This is a genomic window from Paenibacillus sp. FSL L8-0663 (assembly GCF_038008125.1).
Classification (GTDB): Bacteria; Bacillota; Bacilli; order Paenibacillales; family Paenibacillaceae; genus Paenibacillus; species Paenibacillus polymyxa_D.
In genome coordinates this window covers 2489947-2514315 of the sequence record NZ_JBBOYM010000001.1, presented here as the reverse complement: position 1 = coordinate 2514315, position 24369 = coordinate 2489947, and the positions used below count along the sequence as shown (strand labels likewise).

The window sequence follows — 24369 nt, the reverse complement described above, 5'->3', positions numbered from 1 at the left end:
AAGTATCACTAAAGTTGCGTTGGCCGTATGAACATACTGTCCTTCAAATAAACTTTTGTTGTACTTACTCATTATTGCAATTTAGCAAGAAGCAACTCCAGTTCCTCCCTCTCAAGATGTCTCCATTGCCCACGCTCCAGATGATCTAAGCTAATATTCATAATTCGAACACGTTCCAACTTGAGCACCCTGTACCCCAAGGCCTTACACATTCTGCGAATTTGCAAGTTCAGACCCTGCGTCAAAATAATGCGGAACTCGTATTTGCTTGTACGATCAACCTTGCACGGTTTGGTAATAACGTTCAATATTTCAACGCCACAAGACATAGCCTGCGTAAACTCGTTTGTAACAGGTTTGTCTACAGTTACTACATATTCCTTTTCATGACCATGCTCGGAACGCATCATTTGATTGACAATGCTTCCATCGTTGGTTAATAGAATGAGTCCCTCTGACGCTTTGTCCAGCCTGCCAATGGCAAAAATCCGCGAAGGGTAGTTAACATAACTAATAATATTACCAGCAACCTGTTCTGCTGCGGTACAAACAATGCCTATAGGCTTATTCAGAGCCAAATATACAGGTTCACTGGAATTATACGGAATAACTTCCCCATCAATCAGCACGATATCCTGTGGCTCTACTTCCGCGCCCGCTTCACAGACAATGCCATTAATCGTAATTCGTCCTGCTGCAATCAGTCTGTTGGTTTCCCGACGTGAGCAGAATCCTGTCTCACTGATGTACTTGTTAATTCTCACGATTCACCTGCTTCTGATTATAATATGTGAGTTTAAATAAAATAATTAAAAAAACACCTGATTGTTCTTGCTTAATCAGATGTTCGCCGTTTACGACAACTTATACTTTCCCGGCTTATTTGCTACTGTTACCGCCGTTTTTATTCCTTGTTGGTTTGGCAGTGCCGCCTTTTGTGCCACCTGCCGCTTTGCTTCCCGGTGCGCTTGTAGAAGCGCTTTTTGTCCTTACTGGCTTCGCAGTTTTGTTCCAGCGTGTCCATCCCTTACTACCTGTGCCTCTGCCGGTCCCGCCGCCCTTGCTTTTTCCACCCATATGATCACTCCATTACTAGTCGTTCAGATTTAACTAAGCTATCATACCATTACTTTGAATATAATGCCCATTTGTTTTAAAAATTGAACATGTTAAGCCGCAAATACTTTCGCAAAACGGATCTTACTGTATTTTTGTTAGTTTGCAGGTTAATAATGAAATAAGGCCATATAGTATGGAAAAATAATGATCCTTAAAGGAGTAAAACACATGTCTGTTGATGTTTATCTTAACTTTAATGGAAACTGTCGTAAAGCAGCGGAGTTTTACGCAGAGGCATTTGGGACTGAGAAACCACAAATTATGACGTTCGGTGAAGCACCGCCCAATCCCGATTATCCTCTACCAGAAGAAGCCAAAAATCTGGTCATGCACACGCGGCTTCAAATTGATGGTAGTAATGTCATGTTTTCAGACGTTTTTCCTGGTATGCCATTCGTAGCCGGAAACAACATCAGCCTCGCCATCGTCAATAAGGACGAAGAGAAAATTCGATCGTACTTTCATAAATTAAAAGAAGGAGGAACCGTAAACATGGAACCTCAAGAAACATTCTGGAGCAAATGTTACGGTAGCCTTAAAGATAAGTATGGAATTGAGTGGCAATTGAGCTATGACAACGGAATGACCGATAGTTAGTCTGTTATATTACCCTGCGATAGTGAAGCCCTCGCAAGCTAATACTTTGTGAGGGCTTAATATCAGCTTAAAGTTACTCTATACAGCAGCCTTAGAATTCTTCCAAAACCTTGAATTTGTCTCCATGAATCTTATCCAGGTGATCCTCTCCCCAGTAGCATAAATGGTCTAGCGCGGGTTTTAATCCCCAGCCGTAGTCCGTTAACTCATACTCTACTTTAGGAGGGATTTCATTATAAACCTTTCGTGTAACGATCTCATCCTTTTCTAGGCCTCTGAGCTGAGTGGTCAGCATTTTTTGTGTAATGCCGGGTATTAACCGACGAAACTCAGACGTTCGTTTCCGTCCTGTCATCAGATGGTAGATAATTAAAGGCTTCCATTTCCCTCCCATCACCTCTAAAGCGGCTTCCACTCCAACTTGATACTTCTTTTGAACCCTATTTTTTGTCTGTTCAGTCATTTCTTAATCCTCCTTTAGAAGGCTTCGTTTGCTCAGAACAACCCATCACTTCAATTCATTACTCAGATCAGTTTCTAGGGAATCTACCTAGGGCACTTCCATGTTCCTATGGCACCTGTATCATCCTATAGAACTTAGAAGTGCGTACTTCCAGATTATTTTTCTACTGTATATAATAGCATCAAGCATTGAGCATTCCTAGAAGTAAGCTATTGAGAAAGGTAGTGAAGAAGCATGAAAGTATTAACCGTTGTTTCACACCCGAGAAAAGATTCCTTGACCTTTAAGGTTGCTGATCGTTTCGTACAGGGTCTTGCCGATGCAGGCCACGATTATGAGATATTAGATTTGCATGGGATTAGTTTTGATCCTATTTTAAAAGGAGTAGATGAACCGGATTTGACAGTTGCGGAACAGTCCTTTTCCCCTGAAGTAGAAATGGAAATAAGGCGGATGAAGGAGCATGATGCATTGGCATTTATTTTTCCACTTTGGTGGTGGAATTTGCCAGCTATGCTGAAGGGTTATATTGACCGTGTATGGAACAATGGGTTTGCGTACGGTTCGAATCACCTGCATCATCAGCATATCTTGTGGCTTGGCTTGGCCGGCGTTTCGAAAGAACAGTTGAAAAAGCGTAACTATGATGAAATGATTACTCATTTGCTGAATGTGGGAATTGCAGATTATTGCGGAGTTTCCAATTCCAAGGTTGAATTCTTAGATGAGACCCTGAGTTCAAATTCCGGTCATTTTGTAATGCTGCTGGACCAAGCTTATCACTTTGGTTTGAATTATGGCAAGGATTAGGCTTTATTTACAATCCCCTCCGACACGAAGGCCGGAAATCCTAACAGAATGCGAGAAAGAATTATCTTTCCGCAAGGAGACCTAAGTAGTAACGCGAAAAAAGACGTTAACCCAGCCATATTTTGCATGGACATGGGTTAGCGTCTTTTCATTATTCTGCATTTAACTAGCTTTCGACAGCAAGTAAAGGAAATAAGGGGTAACCAGTATGGTGATAATAATTCCGGTTGGAATATCTGCACCAAAGCTGATCGTCCGAGTAAGTGTGTCAGCAATCAAAATGACGAGTGCACCAACTAATGCTGTCGTAGGTAGCAATAGCTTATGATTGGGCCCTACTAGCTTGCGCGCTAGATGGGGACTGACCATGCCTACAAAAAAGAAATTCCCTCCAAGTGCCACGCTACCAGAAGCGAGCGCAACGGCAGCAATCGTCAAGCCGATAAACTCCCTTTTAATTGCTACACCGAGGCCCGATGCTGTCTGATTCCCCAAATTCAACGTATTGAGTGTGTTAGACCTGTAAAAAACGTAAAAACAGATGATAAACACCCACGGGAGCAGCACCATAATATAGCTCCAGTCGTCCCCCCACAGGTCTCCAGCCTGCCATCTCAGAGCAAAGTCATACTGTTGCTTGTCTAGCCGGAGTGTCAACATCAGAGATAATGCGCTGTAGCCACTCCCCATAGCGACACCGGTTAAAATTAGGCCTGTAGGCGAGATGTCTCTTCCCCGCCTGAAAGCAAACATAAAAATCAAGAAAGCTGCCGTGAGGCCGCCTGCAAAAGCTAACCCTGGAAGAAGAATCGGCGATAGCAATCCTTCACTAGCGAACAACGTAATATACATAAGTACAAATAGCCCCGAGCCTGAGCTGATGCCGAGTGTCCCGGGACTGGCCATGTCGTTTTTGAGCAAGCTTTGCATGATACAGCCTGATATCCCCATGCCAATACCTACCAATATAGAAAGCACAATACGTGGCAGTCGAAAGTCAAACACGATCAGGTTCTGTTTGCTCGTTCCTTCGCCCATGATGATCTTGAAAACTTCGAGTGGAGAAAGGTTCATTTTCCCAACGTTCATACTGAGTATAGCCACTAACAGCGTCAGCACTACTAACAGTAAAATAATGCTAATACCCCTGCTATTGCGGGACAGCTTCAACTAAACTCCCTCCTTTGCTTGCGCACAAGGTAGAGAAAATAGGGTACGCCCACCAAGGCAAAAATAATGCCAAGGGGTGTTTCATGAGGGCGATTGATCAGTCGTCCAAGTAAATCCGCCCCCAACAGAAAGACTGCTCCATACAAAGCTGAGGCCGGGATAATATACCGATAATCCGTTCCGACCAGATGGCGCATAATGTGTGGCACGATCAAACCCACGAAGCCAACAGGACCGACGACAATAACCGATAACCCCGTCAGAATTAATACAATTAGGGTTGAAAACAACTTAATCCTATTGGCACGAATACCCAAGCCTGATGCTACATCCTCCCCGAAGCTCAAAATCGTAATTGAGGGAGAAAGCGCGATGGCACAGACCAAACCCACTACAAACAGTGGCGCAATGAAAGCTAATTCACCCCACTTGGCACTGGCTGTACCACCAGCAGACCAGTAATCAAGGGCTTGGCCAATCTCATACTTAATAGCGATAAACGTACTAAATGCACCAAAAAGCATGGAGATGGACATTCCTGCCAGTACCAGTCGCTGAGGCGTCATGCCTCGCTTGCCTATAGATGCGATGTAATACGTAATGCCCGTAGTGATTGCTGCACCTAGGCAAGAATACAGCATGGTTTCTCCGTAGGTGCGACCAGGCAAAAAGGCCATACATAACGCAATAGCAAATGTCGAGCCTGAGCTTATGCCAATGAGTCCCGAATCCGCTAGTGGATTACGAGTGGTTCCCTGCATAATCGCCCCACACACAGCCAAGCTACACCCTACAATGATATCTGCCACGGTGCGTGGAAACCGCAAGGTGTGAATAATCTGATGTTCCGTAATGTTGGGATCAAACTGAAATATAGCCCCCCACGCCAGCTTCAAGCTCATTTCCGCAGCACCAAAGGTAATGGATGCTGCGGTAACCACCAGAAGCAGGAACACGCCCACGATCATGCAGCCTATAAAATGAAATATTCCTTTTTTATTTGGTTCTTTGTGAGTAGACATCGATTACACCCTTAGTTGGTCAATTATGCATCGTTACTTCGTCTGTTCCAGCAATTTGCTAATCATATAATCTAGCTGTCCCGTCATACTAGCAACGTCCGAATAATAGAACAGTCCTGCATATTTCGCTGGAATTTCGATGATATGTCCGTTTTTAACGGCTGGAATGCTGCTCCAGATTTTTGTCTTCGCATATTCGGATTCCTTGCCTTCCTGCTTAAACCAAAGGACATAATCTCCAAAGTATTCAGCAGCTACCTCGTAGGATAAAGAACCACGATTCTCTCCGGAGTTTTTAACCAATGTGTTGAGCTTTTCCGGTTTGTGAAGTCCAAGATAATTGTAAAGCAACGTTCCTCCGCGTGAGCCTGTTTCATAATAAATTCCGTAGGAGCCACTGCCCCAGTCCTCGAAAATGCTAAACGTTTTGTCCTTGAATATGTCGGAATTTAGTTTTTCTTTGGCCTGACTCAGCTTGCTTTCAAACAGTGAAATCACTTTGTCCGCTTCTGCTTCATGTCCTGTGGCCTGACCAAGAAATTTCAAACGTTCTAGGGAGGTCATTTTATCCTCAGGTATCACAAGAACAGGCGCAATTTTAGACAGCTTATCATAATCCTTTGTATCATATGTAATGATGAGATCAGGATCATACTTCATAATTTCCTCAGTTTCCCACTTTTCAATATTGGGGACGTCGTTAAACTTATCGTAAAAAGGCATCGTTTCTTGTTTCCACCCCATGACTGCGGCCGGCTTAATCCCTAGTGTAAATACATCGCCAACATACCAGTTCACGACTACCCGTTGAGGATTAGCGGGCACCTTCACATCTCCTTTTACCGTAGAGACTGTACGTGTATCAGAATCACTGCTTACCTCTTCCTTCGTGGACGACGCGGATTTAGCAGATGAATCAGAGGAGCTGCCAGCATTCCCACAACCTGAAATAACGAAAATCACTACGAATAGTGCACATAAAATCATGTGAAACTTCTTGTTCATCATACGATGCATGTTGTAAATCTCCTTTGAAATATGGTAAGTGCAAAGCATACTTAAAATTAATAATAATGATATTGATAATCATTATCACTAATATAAAATTGTAAATTTTACCTCACTGATTGTCAACTGTTTCTTGTTTTGTTTTACTTTAATGGGTTCTCCAGTGTGGCTCTTCTATTCGCTTCATGCCATTCCTGATAGATTCCTCCAATTTCATAAAATGCTTTGTTCATTGAAGTTGTCAGCTCCTTCATGATCTCCTTTGTATATTTTAAATGAGTATTTATGTTATCCACTTTATATTTGCGAAGCAGATTCAGATGGGCAATGATGTGAATTGTATCTTCGATGATCCAATAAATCACATCCTCTTCCTCTTTCGTAAGCTTGTTCAGCATCTGTATGCCTCTTTCATACATTTGGAGCGTATAACCCCGCTTGCTCACTTGCACATACGGACTCAGATCATCATAAAAATCCGTACAGAAAGGTCGTCTTACATATTGCTCATACTGCTCTTCATATATTGAAGTTTGTTCAAGCAGTTTAATCGTCATATCTATGAGTTCTTGTTCGCTATATATTTTTTTCATCAGATTTTCCCTTCCCTCTCTCTACTAAATAAATTCAAGTCATATGGACGAAAGCATCGGCTATTCTATGGGTAGTGGTATCCCTGATGTTCAATGGAACGTACGCGCTCGCAGCTTCAGCAACATCAACGTTTATCGTTACGTTTCAACAAGCAACCTTGGTATACAACGATCACGTAGGCACGATTAGGCCATTGCTGTCCAGGTGGCAGGTCAATCCATTAGTGAAGGTAACAGCGTAAAGGCCTCCTCCGTTTCTGCCAAAGGTTCTACCGTTAAGTTAAGAGTGACGATAATAGAATGCTAAAAATAGACCGTCACTCCCAGGAGCAGCGGTCTTCATATTTACAAGTCGCGGTAACTGGGCAGGTACCATTTCGGTATATAGGATTGAAAGTCATCATATGCCTCCAATACCTCTTCAGCTCGTTGCACCATATCGTCTACCTCTTCTTTGCCAAATGGAATGGCCCAGTGGATCGATGAAAGCTGATTGCTTGCAATATACAGAGCCATTAATCTAAAAAATAAATCAGGTACATTGTTATTAAAATAACCGTGGATTCGGCCCGAAGCGAATAAAGGACTTAATGCTGCACACCAGGTAATTCTATTGAATTCTTCCCAAGGATCACCATAGTCCATTCTATTAAAATCGATGATACCCAGTTCACCAGATGGGGTAACCACCATATTGCCCACATGATAATCCCCATGCTGAAATGTTTGAGGACGATTTTCTAATAGATGACGGTTTTGCTCAATAAAGCTTATGGCTTGATCTGCTCCCTTTAAGAAAATACCGCATGACTTATAGTTTGTAATATACCTGTTGATTTTGCCATTATAATGCTCAGCCCATGGGGCTCGATCTGGCTCTGCATGAATCTCATGCATTTTTTTCAATGCATCTCCCGCTTGAACTCCAAGTTGATACTGTTGTGCTGCAGCTAACGTGGGGATCATCTCTTCAGCATCTTTCCCTTCGATCCAGGTGAACAAGGAATATACAGATTGACCCTCATTACAAAACCCAAATTCAAGCGGCCGGGACATGAACAGATTCTCCACGTGATTCAGCTTTTTTACAGCTTCAAACTCGCGTTTCTTTTTATCATAATGAACCATATCCGCCATTCTTAGCAGCAAGTCTCTACCATCAGTGGTTCGAATATAATATTTTTTGTCACTGGACCAGCCTCTATGAATCTCTTCCACGTTGCTCCACTTGCTGGCACCCGGTATTTCACTAAAGAGTTGATTCACGCTCATCCCCCCACGTTAAAATAGCCTTACTTACTAACTTACTATATGCTTTCCATAGTTTACCTTTGAAATGACAGAGGAATCAATCTTCTTCCAGAAAAAACTCAAATAAAAAAGGCTGAAAAGACAAGCTGTCTCTTCAACCTCAATATTCACTGAGTTGCCATCGTGAACACCCATCACTTATATTATAAAATCAGTAAGAATACGAAAACTCATGTTTAAATTCGTCTACCCGTTGAATGGTTTTGAGAATATTGCGACCTTCACGTGTACCATCAATAATACGACGAGCTTGTTTACTATCCCCAATATTAATAACTTCTACTTGATGTTTTTTACCATATTCGAGCAAGCTGTCCATCAGCGGACTGTATGAACGCATACCCAAGCATACGAATCCAAGATCAAAAGGAATCTCAAACTCCTGTTCTCCATGCTTTACTTTGAAACGGTCGCTACACACTTCTGTCAAAGCTGTTTCCGTATGGACGTTCACTTCCCGCTCCTCTACCATTTTCATCATGGAGATTCGGGTAATCATATCCAGATCTTTACCGAGTAGCGGCATCATCTCAATAATGGAAACCTCTTGTGCTCCACGCTCTGCGTAATATTCGACGACATCCAGTCCCACAGCCCCGCCACCAACTACAGCAATGCGTTTACCTTCAAACTCCTGGAATTTCTCCATGTTGTGCAAAAGATCAAAGATGGAGAACACTTTTGTCCCCGGTTTGCCCAGTTGCTCATGCAAACCTGCAATAGGCGGAAGAAGTGGTATGGCCCCCGTCGCATTGACAATAATATCAGGATTCAGGGCACTAATCATCGCCAAATCGGCTCGGCTCCCTGTTACAATGTTCAGATTGGTTAACTGTTTGGTGCGTTGAATCAGATAATCAGGGAAATCATTGATGCGTGTTTTGTCTGGCAAGCGGGCAATATCACGGGCCAAACCGCCCAACTCTGGTTTCTCCTCAAAGAGGGTTACTTTGCAGCCTACTTCGGCTGCCGTACATGCTGCTTCCATCCCAGCGGTACCCCCACCGATCACAACAACCTGAACATTGTTTTTAACACGTTGTTTCCGGTATTCAGCTTCCTTGAACAGATCCGGATTTACCGTACAGCAAATCGGTTTACTTTTGGAGATACGATGATCGGCACAACCAATGTTGCAAGAGATACATTTTCTAAGCAAATGTTCGTAGCCGTTTTGCACTTTAAGCACCCAGTTCGGTTCTGCAATCAAGCCTCTACCCATTGCCAGAAGATCCGCGTCACCTCTCACCAAAATATCCTGCGCAGCCTGTGGGCTCCGAATATTACCTGAGGTCATCGTTACCTTCCCGAATTTTTCTTTTACCGCTTTGGCCATATATGAGCGCCAACCATCTGGCAGGTTCATCCCGTCAATCTGGAACTGGATGGAATCATTCAGAGCAGCAGAAACATTCAAAATATCTACCTCATCATTAAGATACTCCAATAACTCGAGTGTATCTTCCAGTGTGTTCCCACCTTCTGTGAACTCTTCCGCGCTAAAACGTAAGCAAATAGGGAAGAATGGGCCTACCACTGAACGAATTTCATCAATGACTAATCTGGCAAAACGGGTACGGTTTTCTGCACTGCCGCCAAATTCATCCGTGCGTTTATTATACATCGGCGAAAGAAACTGACTCAGCAAGTAGGAGTGTCCCGCATGAATTTCAACACAGTCAAATCCTGCTCGTTGCGCTCTTCCCGCTGCTTCTCCGTATTTGCGCACAACGGCGTAAATTTCTTCTTTTTGCAAAGGTCTTGGAATCGCTCCGCCCTTTTTAGAAGGAATATTGGAAGAAGATACAGGCTGAATTCCGTTCAGTCGTCCCGCATAAGCTGAAGCACCCGCATGGTTAATTTGTACAGAAACACAAGCTCCATAAGAGTGTAGGGCTTCTGTTAATCTAAACAGTCCGGGAATAAACTGATCGTTATCCATACGCAGCTGGGTTGTTCCGTTCGTACCCATTGGGAAATCCAGACAAACATTTTCTACTGTTATCAAGCCGGTACCACCTTTGGCCCGTTGCACGTAATAGTCAATATGATCCTGAACAAAGCTTCCGTCCATGGCAGCAAAGTTAGTTCCCATTGGGGGCATAACAATCCGATTTTTCAAGGTCATGCGTCGTATGGTTAGAGGTTCAAAGATAGCAGGATAGTGGTTCATTGTTCTTCCTCCTTGCGAGTGTACAAATTTCATGTTCAAGCTTCCATTAAAGTATTCTCATATGTGATTTATTTCACTTTTGGGAATATCGAGATGTTATTGAGTACGATCATTCCTTATGACTTGATTTTATATCATCTAATCCATAAATTCTAATGCTATTTTATGTACTAAATCATAGTTTCAATCTATAGATTAACTGGAGTTATAAATAAAATAAAAAAGGAACAATCCTGTGAGGAATGTCCCTTTGGTGTGGAAAAATCATGCTTATATTCTGGTATCCATCTACCGAGCTGTTCTTTTAAAACCGTTGGGTACACGTACCAAAATCCCTTCCCTAACGTATCTGTCCAGCAGTCCACACATTGTGGTATATCCATTTACTTCGAATAAAGGTGCGTAGGCTGAGGCTTTAGGAGAGGTATTCAGATATTTAAGGAAAAATCCTTCGTCGATGACCTGGGTATCGTAAATATAAGCCTCAATAGATGTATGCCGTTCTGGGTGATGCTCCCCAATATTCATAAACAGACAATGATCACCATGCAAATCAGCTGACCATATTCCATCAATAATCAAGTCTGTTTCTTTCTGTTCCAGCCATTCAAACTGAGTTGGGAACGGGTCGAACTCAGAAGGTCTGAATTGGTGGGTTTCGGTAGCCATTCGTTCACATAAACGCTGAGCAGATAGTGTGTATTCGTCCCACAAGCCCAGAATAGCCATATCTCTTTCATTCGAGTATTCCCACTCTTGATCCTCTTCTGTCGAAGTTGAGAACTGTGCGAGTGATTGGTCTATCCCCTTATGTCTCATTGCTGTTTTCTTTCCTCCTATCCATCACTAGAAGTGCTCCATTCAGAAACCAAAAATCCCCTGCCCGAAAAGCCGGGTGAGTCCAATGAAAGGAAACACCCCGGCTTGACGTCAAGGGAGACTTGTCTATCCGTATCAAGATTATACTTTTAAATCACCATCATAGGTGGCAATCATATTGTACAGTTCAGGACGACGGTCACGGAAAATGCCCCATTCAATCCGTCCTACTTCCAGCTCATCCAGGTCAAATTCAGCAGTAAGCACTTCTTCATCGGTACGACCCGCTTCTGCGATCTTGTTACCTTGATGTCCGGCAATAAAGGATGAACCGTAGAATGTAATACTGGAGTCTTCGTCCGTTTCAGTTCCGATCCGATTGGAAGCTATGACTGGAATCAGGTTGGAAGCCGCATGACCCAGCATGCAAGTCTGCCAGTGATCCTTGGAATCAATGGCAGAATCCTGCGGTTCCGAGCCAATAGCTGTCGGATAGAACAAAAGTTCTGCGCCCATGAGCGCCATACAGCGGGCCGCCTCAGGATACCATTGGTCCCAGCACACGCCTACCCCAATTTTGGCATAACGTGTATTCCATACTTTAAAACCGGTATCGCCCGGATTAAAATAAAATTTTTCCTCATACCCAGGACCGTCCGGGATGTGGCTTTTGCGGTATTTACCTAACACTTCACCGTCTGCGTCAATGACGGCAAGACTGTTGTAGCGCGCGTAGTTTTTCTTTTCATAGAAGCTGATTGGCAGCACAACCTGTAATTCTTTGGCGATTTTCCTAAAATGGTTAACCGCTTTGTTGTGCTCCAGCTCAGTGGCATATGAATAATAATCAGACTTTTCCTTCTGGCAGAAATATGGAGTCTCGAACAACTCCTGTAGCAAAATAATTTGTGCGCCCTGCGCAGCCGCTTCACGTACTAACTTTTCTGCTTTACTAATATTTTCTTCGATATTGGTAGAACAGCTCATTTGAGTTGCTGCAACTTTTACTTTTCTCACTTTAGTCCTCCTTTTAGATGTTGTATCGTTCAACGCTTTACAGCAGGCATCTGCTGGGTCGTACAGTGCACGTTACCGCCTTCACGGATGACCGCCATACCGTCTACAGTACGAATGGTGCGATCTGGAAATACATTTGCCAGCACTTGCTCAGCTGCAAGATCACTCTCAGCGGCAGTGCCGCCAAACACTGGCAAAATAATACCGCCATTCACAAAATAGAAGTTAATATAACTCAGTGTCAATCGGCTGTCTTCATAATCCACACGCGGCGGCTGACCGATTCGAATCACTTCCAGCTTACGGCCTTTGGCATCCGTTGCTTGCTCCAGAATACGCAGGTTTTCCTGCGTGATTTCGTAATTTTCATCCTCAGGATCATCACACACTTGCATAATGACCTTCCCAGGAGCTGCAAAACAAGCAATATTGTCCACATGACCGTCTGTTTCGTCGCCACTAAGACCACGTTTTAGCCATATTATCTTCTCGGCACCTGTATACTCACATACATGCCGTTCAATTTCTTCTCTGCTTAATTCCGGATTTCGGTTGGAATTGAGCAAACACTCTTCGGTTGTAATCAGTGTGCCTTCGCCATCTACGTGCAGTGAGCCGCCTTCCATCACAACCGGTGCATCAAACCGTGGAACTCCAAGTTTGTCCAAAATTTGCGGTGCAACCTGGTCATCCAGGTCCCATGGGGCGTATTTGCCACCCCAGGCGTTAAACTTCCAGTTAACACCTGCCAACTGACCATGCTCGTCTGTGAGAAAAGTAGGGCCGTTATCACGCAGCCACGCATCGCTGTGCTCAATCGACAGCAGTTCTACCCGTTCCCCAAGTTCAAGCACCTTAACGCTCTCCAGATCTTCCGGATTTACGACCACAGTAACTGGTTCAAATTCCGCCATGGCGCGTACAATTCCGGCATAGCCCTTGCATACATCAGCATGCATATCCGGGTAAACCATTGAAGATTTTACAGGCCAAGAAATATACGTGCGTTCATGTGGCGCCCATTCAGGCGGCATCTTATAATGTGAATCCTTAATTTGCATGTATTGAAGCTCTCTTTCTTTTTCATAATGTAGACTCCGCTCCTATCATACAATAATATGATCTTTGTCTCAATCGAAGCGGAAAACTTTCAATAATTTACATTCACATTGGAGTAAATTACTTTGAAAATGTGATTGCTTTCACTGTATTCCCATCAAAATCCTTCACAGTGAATTGTGCACCCTCCAACACACCGTAAGAGGATGGATAGTTTTCTTTTGGCAGCGAGATCGAACCGGGGTTCAGTATAAAGATCCCATTTTCCACATCTGCTACCGGAATATGAGTATGTCCCTGGATAAACACATCTCCCGCTTCTAGTGGTGGTAAATTTCCGATACTAAAGCCATGTCCGTGCGTGACATAGATTCTCCGTCCTTCATGGTATAGCAAAGCATAATCACCCATCATAGGAAACTCCAGTAGCATCTGATCCACCTCTGCATCGCAATTCCCACGCACAGAAACGGCAATGTGGGACTTGTGCTTATTTAACAGTGCGGCCACTTCTGCGGGATTATACCCTTCTGGTAACGGATTACGTGGTCCGTGGTACATATAATCTCCGAGCAGGACAAGACGATCGGCTTTCTCCTCCCTGAACTTTTCCAGTGCCAATTGCAACCAGTGCAGTGAGCCGTGAATATCTGATATAAACATCAATTTCATAATTATTCTTTCCTTTCTGAATAGGCTGAAAATATTCCACTTAAGCACATTATTGCATTATTCCCTAAACAAATCTGTGCAAAAATGTTCTTTCGTTTGGTCATACTCTTTTTAAGACAATAAACTACAGCTCCGAGTGAGCTGTAGTTTATTGTTATTCCTTTTATATTTGTACTTATCATCTTCGGTGATTTTACGGGTGACCTTGCAAGGGTTTTCAACCGCAATCACACCAGAAGGCACATTACCACCGATCCATCCTCGCTTCGCTTATTTAGATACAGAAGTCAGATTTCTTTTAAAGCTTCATTGTAGGATTCCACATGCTCACTCTTCAGAACTGAAAAGCTACTCACATTGAAATTTCCACTAAATTACCTTCTGGATCTTTAATTACGCTTTCATAATAGCCGTCACCTGTCAATCTTGGCTGACCCACTACTTCATATCCTGCAAGCATGAGCTGCTCTGTCTTTTCATTCACCAGTGCTTTACTTCCAACGGAAAATGCCACATGAGCCCAGCCCGTAATATTGATCTGTGGAGAATGATCTACTCCCGTTTTGCGCATAACTTCTAACCTTGCTCCATCCTCAAAGGTGATAAAATAGGACTCAAACCCTTTTGTCGCATTATAATATTTATCATTAGATTTCCCATCAAAGTATTGCTCGTAAAAACTCTTCATCTTTTCTAAGTCTCTCACCCAGATCGCTACATGCTCAATCTTCATTATTTTCCTCCTTCTGTAGCCCTCATCATTAAAAATCATTAATTTATACTGGACTCTATTTTCTGTATAGTTATTATTATCGTTTTAATAAGTCTTAATATATATTAGTAATTAATTTTTGTCCAATTCTAACACCCCTAAAAAATTAGCAACCGCTTCGTAAAAGAAAAAAAGCGGTCGCTATCTATAAGCCTTCATTTATATATAATTAATCACTGGATTATTTATAAATTAACGTTTCAAGCTTTCACCATTCGTAGCAATAACTTCTTTATACCAATGGAACGATTTCTTCGGATATCTTTCAAGTGTACCGCTGCCATCATCGTGACGATCTACGTAAATGTAGCCATAACGTTTCTTAAGCTGAGCGGTCGATGCGCTGACAAGGTCAATACATCCCCAAGACGTATAGCCCAAAACCTCTACTCCGTCCTCAATAGCTTCTCCAACTTGAACCAAATGATCATTCAGGTAGTTGATCCGGTAGTCATCTTCAACCGTTTTTTCGCCTTTTTCATTTGTAATCAGTTCATCAACGGCGCCCAGACCATTTTCAACGATGAATAGTGGTTTTTGGAAGCGATCATAGAACGTGTTCAGGACATAACGTAAACCTTGCGGATCAATTTGCCAGCCCCACTCACTTGCCTCAAGATGCGGATTGATGACACCACCAAGGATATTACCTTCACCTTTGACTTTTTTAGCTTCGTCAGCTGTCTCACAAGTACTCATATAATAGCTGAACGAGATAAAATCAACGGTATGTTTCAAATCTTCGGCATCACTTGGTTCAAAGTGAATAGTAATTCCGTTTTCTTTAAAGAAACGTTTCATGTAACCTGGGTATTGACCTCTTGCGTGAATATCGGCAAATGCCATGTTTCTGTGATCAAATTCCATCGCAGCAATGACATCGTCTGGATTTGGTGTCAGCGGATAAGTAGGCATACTCAGCACCATACAGCCAATTTTGAAATCAGGGTTGATCTGATGACCGATTTTTACCGCTCTTGCACTCGCTACAAGCTCATGGTGAATAGCTTGATAAAGATCTTGCTCACTAAGTTGATCTTTTGGTGTGCTAATTCCTCCACTCATGAATGGTGCTTCAAGAATGGAGTTGATTTCATTGAAAGTCAACCAGTATTTAACTTTATCTTTGTAGCGATTAAATACAGTTGTAGCATAGCGCTCATAAAAATCAACAAGCTTACGGTTTACCCAACCATCGTATTCTCTGGACAAATGTAAAGGTGTTTCATAGTGAGATAGTGTAACGAGTGGCTCAATTCCATATTTGTGAAGTTCATCAAACAAATCATCATAAAATTGCAAGCCTTTTTCGTTAGGCTCCAGTTCGTCACCTTTAGGGAAAATACGTGACCATGCGATAGAAGTACGGAATACTTTGAAACCCATTTCCGCGAAGAGTTTGATATCTTCTTTATAGTGATGATAAAAATCAATACCGATCAATTTCATGTTATCTTCTGTGGGTACATCCGTAACGGGCCCCCAACCACCACGAGGAGTTACATCCTGAATGGACCAGCCTTTTCCATCTTCTTGATAAGCGCCTTCGAGCTGATTAGCAGCAACTGCTCCGCCCCACAGGAAATCTTTTGGAAACTGTGTACTCATATTTTCTCCGCCTTTGCTGATGTTTTTTATTAACTAGGATAGAAACACGTTACCCTTATGCAAATGTGTTATAAAGTACTTCTAATTGAATCTTAAGGTTTGTAACGCGTTTCATGTCAAGTTTTATTTTAAAAACATCCAGAACTTATCACAGTATTATCTCCAATAATTACTCCCATATTTATAACTCTTCTATTATTGAGTAAAATGACTATTCTTCAAATGGCGGATCTACATGAATATCTCTATCTGGTTCAGTACTTACCCAGCGTGTAAAGATAACCTGAAAGCCGGCTCGAGTCGGCGCGCAGGCAAAAGGACCTGCCTGTTGTCCCGTTTCATAAGGAAAACGTGCTACACGTACAGTGCGCCAGCTTTGATTTTCGGTTCGGGCTCTAATGATAACCGCGTCCTGTAGTTGTGAAGCACGGATCGTGACATTTTTCCCTACCCAATCGGGTACAGGAGCTAATGACCAATCGGAATAGCCATCTGTGACTACGACTGCCAGTTGAGGAATTCCGTCATTTAATTCGATTCCGGCTTTAATCCACTTTTGTTGTCCTTGATACAGCATTATACCGGCCTGATCGTAAAGCTCCGTAAATGAGCCTAATTGAAACGTGACTTCGATGGCAGAGCCTTCTTCCCAGTCTGTAAGCAGGGAATGTCCGCTACTGCGTTCAAACCCATACAAAGTTTTTTCCCAGTAGTCGCTTCCTTCTCTGGTTTCAACTTTAAGGAACTGGTCTTCTTCTATGGATGATACAGGATGATTAGTCCATGTCCCTGTAGTCCATGCAATCGATTTTTGATTCATTAATCTCATCCTCTCATGCTTTATTGAACGATGCCCTATTTCCTTTTCTCCACCAATTGCAAATTGTACGTCAGACTTTCAAGGGTCACTGAAATCAACCCAAACATGTATTCATCATGAGTATCGTTTTTCACAAAAATTTCGGGCATATGTTCTTTGGGTACATCTTTTAGACAGCCGTTATAAATATCGTCCAACAGATTCGGCTTGGATAACTCTCCAGTCAAAGCGATAGATACAGGGTCTATAATCGCAATAATGGAAGTTATCGTTTGGATCGCCAGAGGAACAAATCCCTCTGTGCTATTTAACTGTTTAAGCTGTTCCTCTCTTGTTAAATCAAAAGGTAAGAAGGAAACTTCCCCCGCAAATTTGGTATTTCCTTTTAACAAATGTCCATCGACAATAAAACCCGCTCCGGGGAAATTGTCTTTTGGAAACGTAACAATAGCAAAGGTTTTATCCTCATCATAATTCTGCATGTTATAAAATCCGTAGACTGTTAAATGCATATCATTTTCAATGGTAACTTCTAATCCGTATTTATCTTGAAGCTGTGGACCTACAGGGACTCCTATGAGCAGGTCGAGATCACAAACATCGATAATTCCTTGATGAACAACCCCGGGGATGCCAATTCCAATGGCTTTGACGTTTCCATAGTTATTAATCAGCTCTCCAATTTTGGTTTCTATGACCTCATAATCAATATGAGGCACAATGGAAGTATTCTCGATGATGATATCACCAAGCAAATTAGCAACAGCATAAGTAAGAGAATGTATACCGCCTTCCGTTTTCACATTTAAACAGATAATATAAGAATAATCAGCGTTATATTTGTAACGTCTAGCCGGACGTCCGCCGTTCGACTCTTCCAATTCCGTCTCTAATACTTCCCCGGTTTGAAGAAGCTCATTCAGAATATTTCCGCAGGTTGCCACACTAAGACCTGTGATACTGGCTATCGATGACTTGGTTGCATATTCCTTGGATTTCAGTGTGTTTTTAACTAACTCTACATTAATTTGTTTAACCCGAATGGTGTTATTGGAGACTGGTTGTATTTGAATACACTCCTTTTCCAGTATTTATTAAAAGGTTTATAATAAGTTGTAATATAACGCTCTGCCTGTAAAAAGTCAATTTGTACGCCTTTTCCTCTTCTCCTCTATCATCATGCTATACTATAAATAAGAAATGAATTTTTAGTGCAGCATTTCTGCGTTGAAAGTCACTTAAATAGGGGGGAATTCTGTTGTCAGCTATTGAGTATATAGCAATCATCGCATTGCTCCTCTCCGTCATACTTTTAATTAAGGTCTACAGCCTTCAATCTCGGCTTAATGACTTGAAATCCGACGTGGAGCGTCTAGAAAATCGTTCAGGAATACAAGGAACATCGCTGTCAGGCACCATCCCTGCCTCTCCTCCACATATTCTAGATGCAGGAGCTTCAGAAGATATCAATGAAAGGTTGCTCCTGCTCATTAGGGAAGGAAAAAAGATTCAAGCCATAAAAGAACTGAGAACGGCTAAGGATCTTTCCCTTAAGGATGCAAAGGATTATGTGGATCACTTGGAAAAACTCTAAAGAAAGGAAGAAATAAGATGAGTGCCAGCAAAACAAACGCCATGCGCATATTGGACGGGCAACATATACAATACAATATTTTGAGTTATGATCATCAAGATGGAAAAATAGACGGTATGAATGTGGCTGAGAAAATCGATAGAGCCCCGGAGATAGTTTTCAAAACTTTGGTTGCACACAGCAAACAAAATCTGTTTGTTTTTGTAATTCCTGTACATAAAGAGCTTGATCTCAAAAAAGCAGCCAAATCCGCGGGAGAGAAAAAAATTGAAATGCTTCCAGTTAAGGATTTGCAAAAGTTTACGGGATATATTCGCGGTGGCTGCTCCCCCATTGGAATGAAAAAGCTCTACCCCACTTTTATCGACCAGCCTGCATTGGAACTGGAAGCCATCGTTGTAAGCGGTGGGAAAATTGGGACCCAACTGGAGTTAAGTCCGCACGATTTAGCTCAAATCATTCAGGCTCAGTTTACAGATCTAACGCATACAGCATAAAACTCACTACATGATCATAAAATCTTTATGCGTATTTTCTTATCCCATACTTCATCAAGCTTCAACCTGGAGAGGAAGATTTAATGATGCATAATGATTGCCCTAAAAATGCAAGAATCCCCCAACCCATCAGATGTGATGGTGCTGGGGGCATCGACAAGGGTCCACGTGATGTGATGAGGGATCTACAGAATCCCGATATGCTGGTTCCCCCCGTAACGGACAATGGTCTCATTCCAAATATGAGATTTTCTTTTTCTGATGCCCATATGCAGCTTAATCACGGTGGGTGGTCAAGAGAAGTAACGGTAAGGGAATTACCTATTGCTACAACCCTTGCCGGGGTGAATATGAGTTTGACACCGGGTGGTGTACGTGAGCTTCACTGGCATCAGCAAGCGGAATGGTCATATATGCTGTTGGGAAGTGCTCGCATTACGGCAGTAGACCAAAATGGACGTAATTTTATTGCTGATGTGGGTCCCGGAGATCTCTGGTATTTCCCTCCTGGCATTCCGCACTCTATACAGGGACTTGAGGATGGGTGCGAATTTTTGCTGGTTTTTGATGATGGTAGTTTCTCCGATCTGAACACCCTATCCATCTCCGATTGGTTCGCACATACTCCCAAAGACGTACTTTCTGCAAATTTTGGTGTACCAGAAGCTGATTTTGCAGCAATTCCTCAAGACCAAGTATATATCTATCAGGATTCCGTTCCCGGTTCTCTTCAAAGCCAAGCGGTTTCCTCTCCCTATGGTACGATACCTCAGTCCTTCAAGCATGAATTACTAGCCCAGCCCCCAATCAAAACGCCGGGCGGAAGCGTACGAATCGTCGACTCCTCCAATTTTCCGATTTCCAAAACCATTGCAGCTGCTCTTGTTGAGATTGAGCCCGGCGCCATGCGAGAAATGCACTGGCATCCTAATAATGACGAATGGCAATACTATCTTGCCGGGCAAGGACGGATGACTGTCTTTGGCGGTAATGGTGCAGCCCGTACGTTTGATTTTAGAGCCGGAGATGTTGGATATGTGCCTTTTGCTTACGGTCATTACATTCAAAATACAGGCTCCAGCACACTTTGGTTTCTTGAAATGTTTAAAAGTGACCGTTTTGCAGATGTTTCCTTGAATCAATGGATGGCCCTTACGCCTACAGAACTGATTCAGAGTAATTTACATGTAGGTACTGATGTGATCTCAAATTTACGAAAGGTAAAATGGCCCGTTGTCAAATATCCCAGTTATTCTTATGACCCTAAAAAGAAATAACCATAAGAGGTCCGATGATTACTATACAAAAAAACACCGTATCTAAATACGGTGTTCTTACAAACTAATTAACAAAGACTATTCCTCAGAGTCTACATTGTGGTAAACCTGCTGAACATCCTCCAAATCTTCTAATGCATCAATCAGTTTATCGAATTGAACCTGTGCATCTTCTGGAAGAGAAATATCATTTTGGGCAAGCATGGTGAGCTCCGCAACGGTAAACTCAGTTACTCCTGCTTGTTTGAAAGCTTCCTGCACAGCATGGAATTGATCAGGCTCTGCATATACGATGACGGCTTCATCTTCTTCAATGATGTCACGTACCTCTACATCTGCCTCCATCAGTAGCTCCAGCACTTCATCTGCGGTTTTACCCACCAGACCAATAACTGCTGTTGAATCAAACATGTAGGCTACAGATCCGCTCACACCCAGGCTACCACCATTTTTAGTAAAAGCAGAACGAACATCCGATGCTGTACGGTTAACGTTATTGGTCAGCGCATCTACAATGACCATGGAACCGTTCGGTCCGAAACCTTCATAACGAAGCTCTACGTAGTTTTCATCGCCAGCACCTTTTGCTTTTTCAATAGCACGGTCAATGATTGCTTTGGGTACATTGTACGTTTTTGCACGTTCTAGAACTACTCTTAGTACCCGATTGGATTCAGGATCAGGTTCGCCTTGTTTGGCTGCCACATAAATTTCCACGCCAAATTTAGCATATATACGACTCGTATTAGCATCCTTGGATGCCTTCTTTTCTTTAATGTTATTCCACTTACGTCCCATAATATCCCGCTCTCTTCCTATATGAATATACACAACGAACTTCATTATATCCTTGTATATTATATCTCCTAAAGGACATACGAACAAGTTTAAACAACTCTGTTATGGAAAAATAAACAATTCTACCTAATTAGGGATGCTTGAAAATGTGTACTTTCATTTCTCCTCATCTATGGACAATTCCCCTATCCATGTCTAAGATGAGGAGGAAGTCTGACTTGAAGGAGATCATTCACTTGGATGTCTTGTACAAAAAGTTGAGCCATAATCATGAAATCACAGTATACGAAACCACCGAGCTGTATGGTGAAAAGGGATTATTTCGGGTGATGCAGTTTTCAAATACAGCCGTCCAAGGCGCGGTGGACTTGAATCATCCACAACGCATTTTGTTCGAATATCCGAGAGCAATTATCCATCTTATGGAGCTGAACGATCCATCATTTGAAGATGTATTTGTTATCGGGCACGGTATAGGTACAATAGCGGGTCATTTTACAGATAAACGTTTTAAGATTGCCGAGCTGGATGCACAAGTTGTAGAGTTCAGCCGAACATTCTTTGGATACGATCAGGATAATGTGACTGTTGGCGATGGACGACGCCTTCTGGAGAAGGAAGCGCCGGATGCTTATGACTATGTTATTTTGGACGCCTTCACGGAGCTGGGTACGCCCTTGCATTTAGTATCCTGGGAATTTTTCAAGATGGCCAAAGAAAAGCTGGATTCCGAAGGCTCCCTGATCATGAATTTAATGGGCAAAAGTGAACACGACCATTTGATCCATGCCATTCATACAACGTTGCGTGAAGAATTTGCCTATGTCTCAACTTTCTCGCTCCCCTCGGAAGGCGCTGCCGACGTTCAAAATATCATTATGATAGGTCGGGACAAGCCAATCCGCTTTCAGGGACGTCAGATGGCGGACTTTCATGAGATTACACTCGGAGAAGGCCATATTCTACGGGATATAGATGCTTAGTGTAGTTCCAATATTCGTCTCTCTACATCTTCAATACGAATCGTCTCTTTGTTGCAGCTTTTTCGTTCCACTAACTCTACTTTCCCGTGTTCGGCATCTTTACCTACGATGATGCGCACGGGAATACCTACTAAATCGGAGTCTTTGAATTTAACCCCAGGCCGTTCCTCCCGATCATCCAGCAGCACCTCCACACCGCGATCCTGCAGCTGGTTGTATAATTTCTCGGCTATTTGCATCTGAAGCCTGTCTTTCACAGAAATCGGAATAATATGAACTTGAAACGGGGCTAGTGCATAAGGCCATATCATTCCGTTCTGATCGTGATTTTGCTCTACAATGGCAGAAAGGATCCGGGATAAGCCAATGCCATAGCAGCCCATAATCATCGCTTGCTCAGCTCCAGACGCATCCAGAAAGGTCGCACCCAGCTTCTCACTATATTTGGTGCCCAATTTAAATACGTGTCCGATCTCAATTCCACGATGAAGTTTCAATTCCCCTTCGTCACATCGAGGACATCTATCCCCTTCTATGACATTGCGCAAGTCAGCCACATGCCGAAGATCTATATCGCGCCTTGGGTTCACATGTCGATAATGGTAATCCAGCTCGTTCGCGCCTGCGATACCGCTGGACATTTGGACAACGGCGTAATCCACCCACACAGGGATTGTCAATCCGTATGGGCCTATGAACCCCGAGGGGGTTCCAGTCGCCTTTGACACGATGTCTGTACTTGCTATTTCGAATTTTTCACTACCTAAAATATGTTTAATTTTCACTTCGTTAACCTCATGATCCCCCCTAATAACTACAGCAATAGGTTGATCGTCAGCCATATAAATCAGTGTTTTGATGATTTCTTTGGGCTCTATGTGAAGCGATTCAACCAGTTGATCTATTGTACACAGGCCTGGAGTATGGAATTTTTCCATTTTAGCTGTATCAAAAGAAGGAGGGCTGACTTGTTCATTTTTATATGAGACAGGAGATATTTCTATTTTTCCCGTCGACCGCGCCACGGATTTTTCAAGATTAGCTGCATATTCACAGCAGGTACATGCTACAATGGTGTCCTCTCCAATATCAGCTAGAGCCATAAATTCATGGGTTTCACCTTCGCCACCAATGGCACCCGCATCTGCTTCTACTGCACGAAAGTTTAGACCACAGCGAGTGAAAATGCGATGATATGCCTGGAACATGGTCGAATAGGTATGATCTAGTCCTTCCCAATGTGCATCAAACGAATAGGCATCCTTCATCAAAAATTCTCTACTGCGAAGCAGGCCAAATCGCGGACGTCGTTCATCCCGAAATTTGGTTTGAATTTGATACAACGTTACAGGCAATTTGCGATAAGAATTCACTTCATTTCGTATTAAAGACGTAATGACCTCTTCATGTGTAGGCCCCAAAGCAAACTCCCGACCATGCCGATCTTGCAAACGCATCAACTCAGGACCATAAACATCGTATCTTCCTGATTCTTGCCACAGCTCCGTTGGCTGCAATACAGGCATCAGCAGCTCCCCCGCCCCTACGCGATCCATTTCATCCCGTACGATTTGCTCTACTTTTCTGAGCACCCGTCTGCCCAGGGGCATATAGGTGTACATTCCAGCCGCCAGTTGGCGGATAAATCCTCCCCGCAGCATAAGCTGATGACTGATCACTTCAGCTTCTGCGGGTGCTTCACGCAAGGTTGTCAGTAATAATTGGCTTTGGCGCATGTGTAGCTTCCTCCTTGTTGGACGATAAAATGTACGCAAAAAGACACATCCGTCAGGGACGAATGTGTCGTGGTACCACCCTTCATTTGACCGTAGCCATACACGGAACGGTCCTTCATTAGATTACGGCGTCTAGCCGGTAACGGTTTATCATACAAACCGCTACAGCTCGCAAGGCAGGGAAACGTTCATTCGCGGCGAGAAACCTTTCAGCCCATGAGTTTCTTCTCTGTACAGCGAGTATTGAACCTTTGATCCTTGGTCTACACTATTCCTATATATTACAATTTTCACCACTTTACACGAAATGTAATTTCTAGTCAAGGAGATAATCTTCTGCTACACAGCAAGAAACTCGTTACCCTGCTCTGCCTGTAAGGGCCGCATAGAATAGATCAGTCTGTCCATCATACAACATGCTCCTTTTACAAATTCAATAATTGAGGCCATT

27 protein-coding genes are annotated in these 24369 nt (G+C 42.9%); 7 read left to right on the top strand and 20 right to left on the bottom strand.

Annotated features, from left to right (window positions below; genetic code table 11):
- Nucleotides 1-71 precede the first annotated feature (71 nt).
- Nucleotides 72-764 carry a pseudouridine synthase gene (locus tag MKY75_RS11325; RefSeq protein WP_318628354.1) on the bottom strand — a complete coding sequence of 231 codons (693 nt, stop codon included), beginning with the start codon at nt 762-764 and terminating at the stop codon, nt 72-74.
- A gap of 115 nt (nt 765-879) precedes the next feature.
- Entirely contained in the window at nt 880-1077 is a 198-nt protein-coding gene (locus tag MKY75_RS11320; RefSeq protein WP_029515083.1) for a DUF3934 family protein, read from the bottom strand.
- A gap of 210 nt (nt 1078-1287) precedes the next feature.
- Here MKY75_RS11320 and MKY75_RS11315 point away from each other — a divergent pair, with 210 nt between their 5' ends.
- The gene (locus tag MKY75_RS11315; RefSeq protein WP_340885287.1) at nt 1288-1716 is read left to right on the top strand and encodes a VOC family protein; all 429 of its coding nucleotides are present in this window, start codon (nt 1288-1290) and stop codon (nt 1714-1716) included.
- A 91-nt stretch (nt 1717-1807) separates the two neighbouring features.
- Here the strand turns inward: MKY75_RS11315 and MKY75_RS11310 are convergent, their stop codons facing one another.
- Entirely contained in the window at nt 1808-2179 is a 372-nt protein-coding gene (locus MKY75_RS11310) for a winged helix-turn-helix transcriptional regulator (protein ID WP_029515086.1), read from the bottom strand.
- Nucleotides 2180-2413: 234 nt separating this feature from the next.
- Between MKY75_RS11310 and MKY75_RS11305 the strand changes: the two genes are divergently transcribed.
- A complete protein-coding gene (locus tag MKY75_RS11305; RefSeq protein ID WP_340885285.1) occupies nt 2414-2989 on the top strand; it encodes an NAD(P)H oxidoreductase in 576 nt (191 codons plus the stop codon).
- A gap of 162 nt (nt 2990-3151) precedes the next feature.
- On the opposite strand, the gene MKY75_RS11300 is transcribed toward MKY75_RS11305, so the two are convergent.
- From MKY75_RS11300 to MKY75_RS11285, 4 genes are all read right to left on the bottom strand, one after another.
- The gene (locus MKY75_RS11300; protein ID WP_340885283.1) at nt 3152-4159 is read right to left on the bottom strand and encodes a FecCD family ABC transporter permease; all 1008 of its coding nucleotides are present in this window, start codon (nt 4157-4159) and stop codon (nt 3152-3154) included.
- On the bottom strand, nt 4156-5181 hold the full coding sequence (locus MKY75_RS11295) for a FecCD family ABC transporter permease (RefSeq protein ID WP_165150091.1): 1026 nt from the start codon (nt 5179-5181) through the stop codon (nt 4156-4158). Before MKY75_RS11295 ends, MKY75_RS11300 begins: the two co-directional genes overlap by 4 nt.
- Nucleotides 5182-5214: 33 nt before the next feature.
- Nucleotides 5215-6198, bottom strand: coding sequence for an ABC transporter substrate-binding protein (locus MKY75_RS11290; RefSeq protein WP_029515092.1), 984 nt, complete (start codon nt 6196-6198; stop codon nt 5215-5217).
- A gap of 134 nt (nt 6199-6332) precedes the next feature.
- Nucleotides 6333-6782, bottom strand: coding sequence for an Imm63 family immunity protein (locus tag MKY75_RS11285; RefSeq protein ID WP_029515094.1), 450 nt, complete (start codon nt 6780-6782; stop codon nt 6333-6335).
- 86 nt (nt 6783-6868) lie between these two features.
- Here MKY75_RS11285 and MKY75_RS11280 point away from each other — a divergent pair, with 86 nt between their 5' ends.
- A complete protein-coding gene (locus tag MKY75_RS11280) occupies nt 6869-7024 on the top strand; it encodes a hypothetical protein (protein WP_245231687.1) in 156 nt (51 codons plus the stop codon).
- Between the two features lie 103 nt (nt 7025-7127).
- Here MKY75_RS11280 and MKY75_RS11275 read toward each other — a convergent pair whose 3' ends face one another.
- The 10 genes from MKY75_RS11275 to MKY75_RS11230 all read right to left on the bottom strand — a co-directional run bounded on the left by MKY75_RS11275 (nt 7128) and on the right by MKY75_RS11230 (nt 17977).
- Nucleotides 7128-8048, bottom strand: a complete 921-nt coding sequence (locus MKY75_RS11275) for an aminoglycoside phosphotransferase family protein (RefSeq protein ID WP_029515095.1) — start codon at nt 8046-8048, stop codon at nt 7128-7130.
- 196 nt (nt 8049-8244) lie between these two features.
- The gene (locus MKY75_RS11270) at nt 8245-10266 is read right to left on the bottom strand and encodes an NAD(P)/FAD-dependent oxidoreductase (RefSeq protein WP_340885282.1); all 2022 of its coding nucleotides are present in this window, start codon (nt 10264-10266) and stop codon (nt 8245-8247) included.
- Nucleotides 10267-10554: 288 nt separating this feature from the next.
- Nucleotides 10555-11085 (bottom strand): hypothetical protein, encoded by a 531-nt coding sequence (locus MKY75_RS11265; RefSeq protein WP_029515099.1) that lies wholly within the window; start codon nt 11083-11085, stop codon nt 10555-10557.
- A 141-nt stretch (nt 11086-11226) separates the two neighbouring features.
- Complete coding sequence (gene aguB / locus MKY75_RS11260; protein ID WP_029515101.1) at nt 11227-12102, bottom strand: N-carbamoylputrescine amidase; 876 nt, start codon at nt 12100-12102, stop codon at nt 11227-11229.
- A gap of 29 nt (nt 12103-12131) precedes the next feature.
- Entirely contained in the window at nt 12132-13163 is a 1032-nt protein-coding gene (locus tag MKY75_RS11255; RefSeq protein ID WP_340885280.1) for an agmatine deiminase family protein, read from the bottom strand.
- Nucleotides 13164-13281: 118 nt separating this feature from the next.
- Nucleotides 13282-13833, bottom strand: a complete 552-nt coding sequence (gene yfcE, locus MKY75_RS11250; RefSeq protein WP_029515104.1) for a phosphodiesterase — start codon at nt 13831-13833, stop codon at nt 13282-13284.
- A 352-nt stretch (nt 13834-14185) separates the two neighbouring features.
- Entirely contained in the window at nt 14186-14566 is a 381-nt protein-coding gene (locus MKY75_RS11245) for a VOC family protein (RefSeq protein ID WP_069011186.1), read from the bottom strand.
- A 231-nt stretch (nt 14567-14797) separates the two neighbouring features.
- Nucleotides 14798-16213, bottom strand: a complete 1416-nt coding sequence (locus tag MKY75_RS11240; RefSeq protein ID WP_029515108.1) for a glycoside hydrolase family 1 protein — start codon at nt 16211-16213, stop codon at nt 14798-14800.
- 211 nt (nt 16214-16424) lie between these two features.
- Nucleotides 16425-17033: a DUF1349 domain-containing protein gene (locus MKY75_RS11235; protein ID WP_029515109.1), complete on the bottom strand. Its 609-nt coding sequence runs from the start codon at nt 17031-17033 to the stop codon at nt 16425-16427.
- 35 nt (nt 17034-17068) lie between these two features.
- Nucleotides 17069-17977, bottom strand: a complete 909-nt coding sequence (locus MKY75_RS11230; protein ID WP_080658555.1) for an ROK family protein — start codon at nt 17975-17977, stop codon at nt 17069-17071.
- Nucleotides 17978-18291: 314 nt separating this feature from the next.
- Between MKY75_RS11230 and MKY75_RS11225 the strand changes: the two genes are divergently transcribed.
- From MKY75_RS11225 to MKY75_RS11215, 3 genes are all read left to right on the top strand, one after another.
- Complete coding sequence (locus MKY75_RS11225; RefSeq protein WP_069011188.1) at nt 18292-18627, top strand: ribosomal protein L7/L12; 336 nt, start codon at nt 18292-18294, stop codon at nt 18625-18627.
- A gap of 17 nt (nt 18628-18644) precedes the next feature.
- Nucleotides 18645-19124: a Cys-tRNA(Pro) deacylase gene (gene ybaK / locus MKY75_RS11220; RefSeq protein WP_069011189.1), complete on the top strand. Its 480-nt coding sequence runs from the start codon at nt 18645-18647 to the stop codon at nt 19122-19124.
- Nucleotides 19125-19210: 86 nt separating this feature from the next.
- Complete coding sequence (locus MKY75_RS11215) at nt 19211-20401, top strand: oxalate decarboxylase family bicupin (protein ID WP_069011190.1); 1191 nt, start codon at nt 19211-19213, stop codon at nt 20399-20401.
- Between the two features lie 78 nt (nt 20402-20479).
- Here MKY75_RS11215 and MKY75_RS11210 read toward each other — a convergent pair whose 3' ends face one another.
- Nucleotides 20480-21199 (bottom strand): YebC/PmpR family DNA-binding transcriptional regulator, encoded by a 720-nt coding sequence (locus tag MKY75_RS11210; protein ID WP_013310214.1) that lies wholly within the window; start codon nt 21197-21199, stop codon nt 20480-20482.
- A 218-nt stretch (nt 21200-21417) separates the two neighbouring features.
- Between MKY75_RS11210 and MKY75_RS11205 the strand changes: the two genes are divergently transcribed.
- Complete coding sequence (locus MKY75_RS11205) at nt 21418-22182, top strand: spermidine synthase (RefSeq protein ID WP_340885277.1); 765 nt, start codon at nt 21418-21420, stop codon at nt 22180-22182.
- Here MKY75_RS11205 and MKY75_RS11200 read toward each other — a convergent pair.
- Entirely contained in the window at nt 22179-23918 is a 1740-nt protein-coding gene (locus MKY75_RS11200) for a proline--tRNA ligase (protein ID WP_340885275.1), read from the bottom strand. The two genes, MKY75_RS11205 and MKY75_RS11200, sit on opposite strands and share 4 nt — an antisense overlap.
- Nucleotides 23894-24076 carry a hypothetical protein gene (locus MKY75_RS11195; protein WP_340885274.1) on the bottom strand — a complete coding sequence of 61 codons (183 nt, stop codon included), beginning with the start codon at nt 24074-24076 and terminating at the stop codon, nt 23894-23896. The genes MKY75_RS11200 and MKY75_RS11195 overlap by 25 nt, the downstream gene beginning before the upstream one ends.
- Nucleotides 24077-24369: the final 293 nt, after the last annotated feature.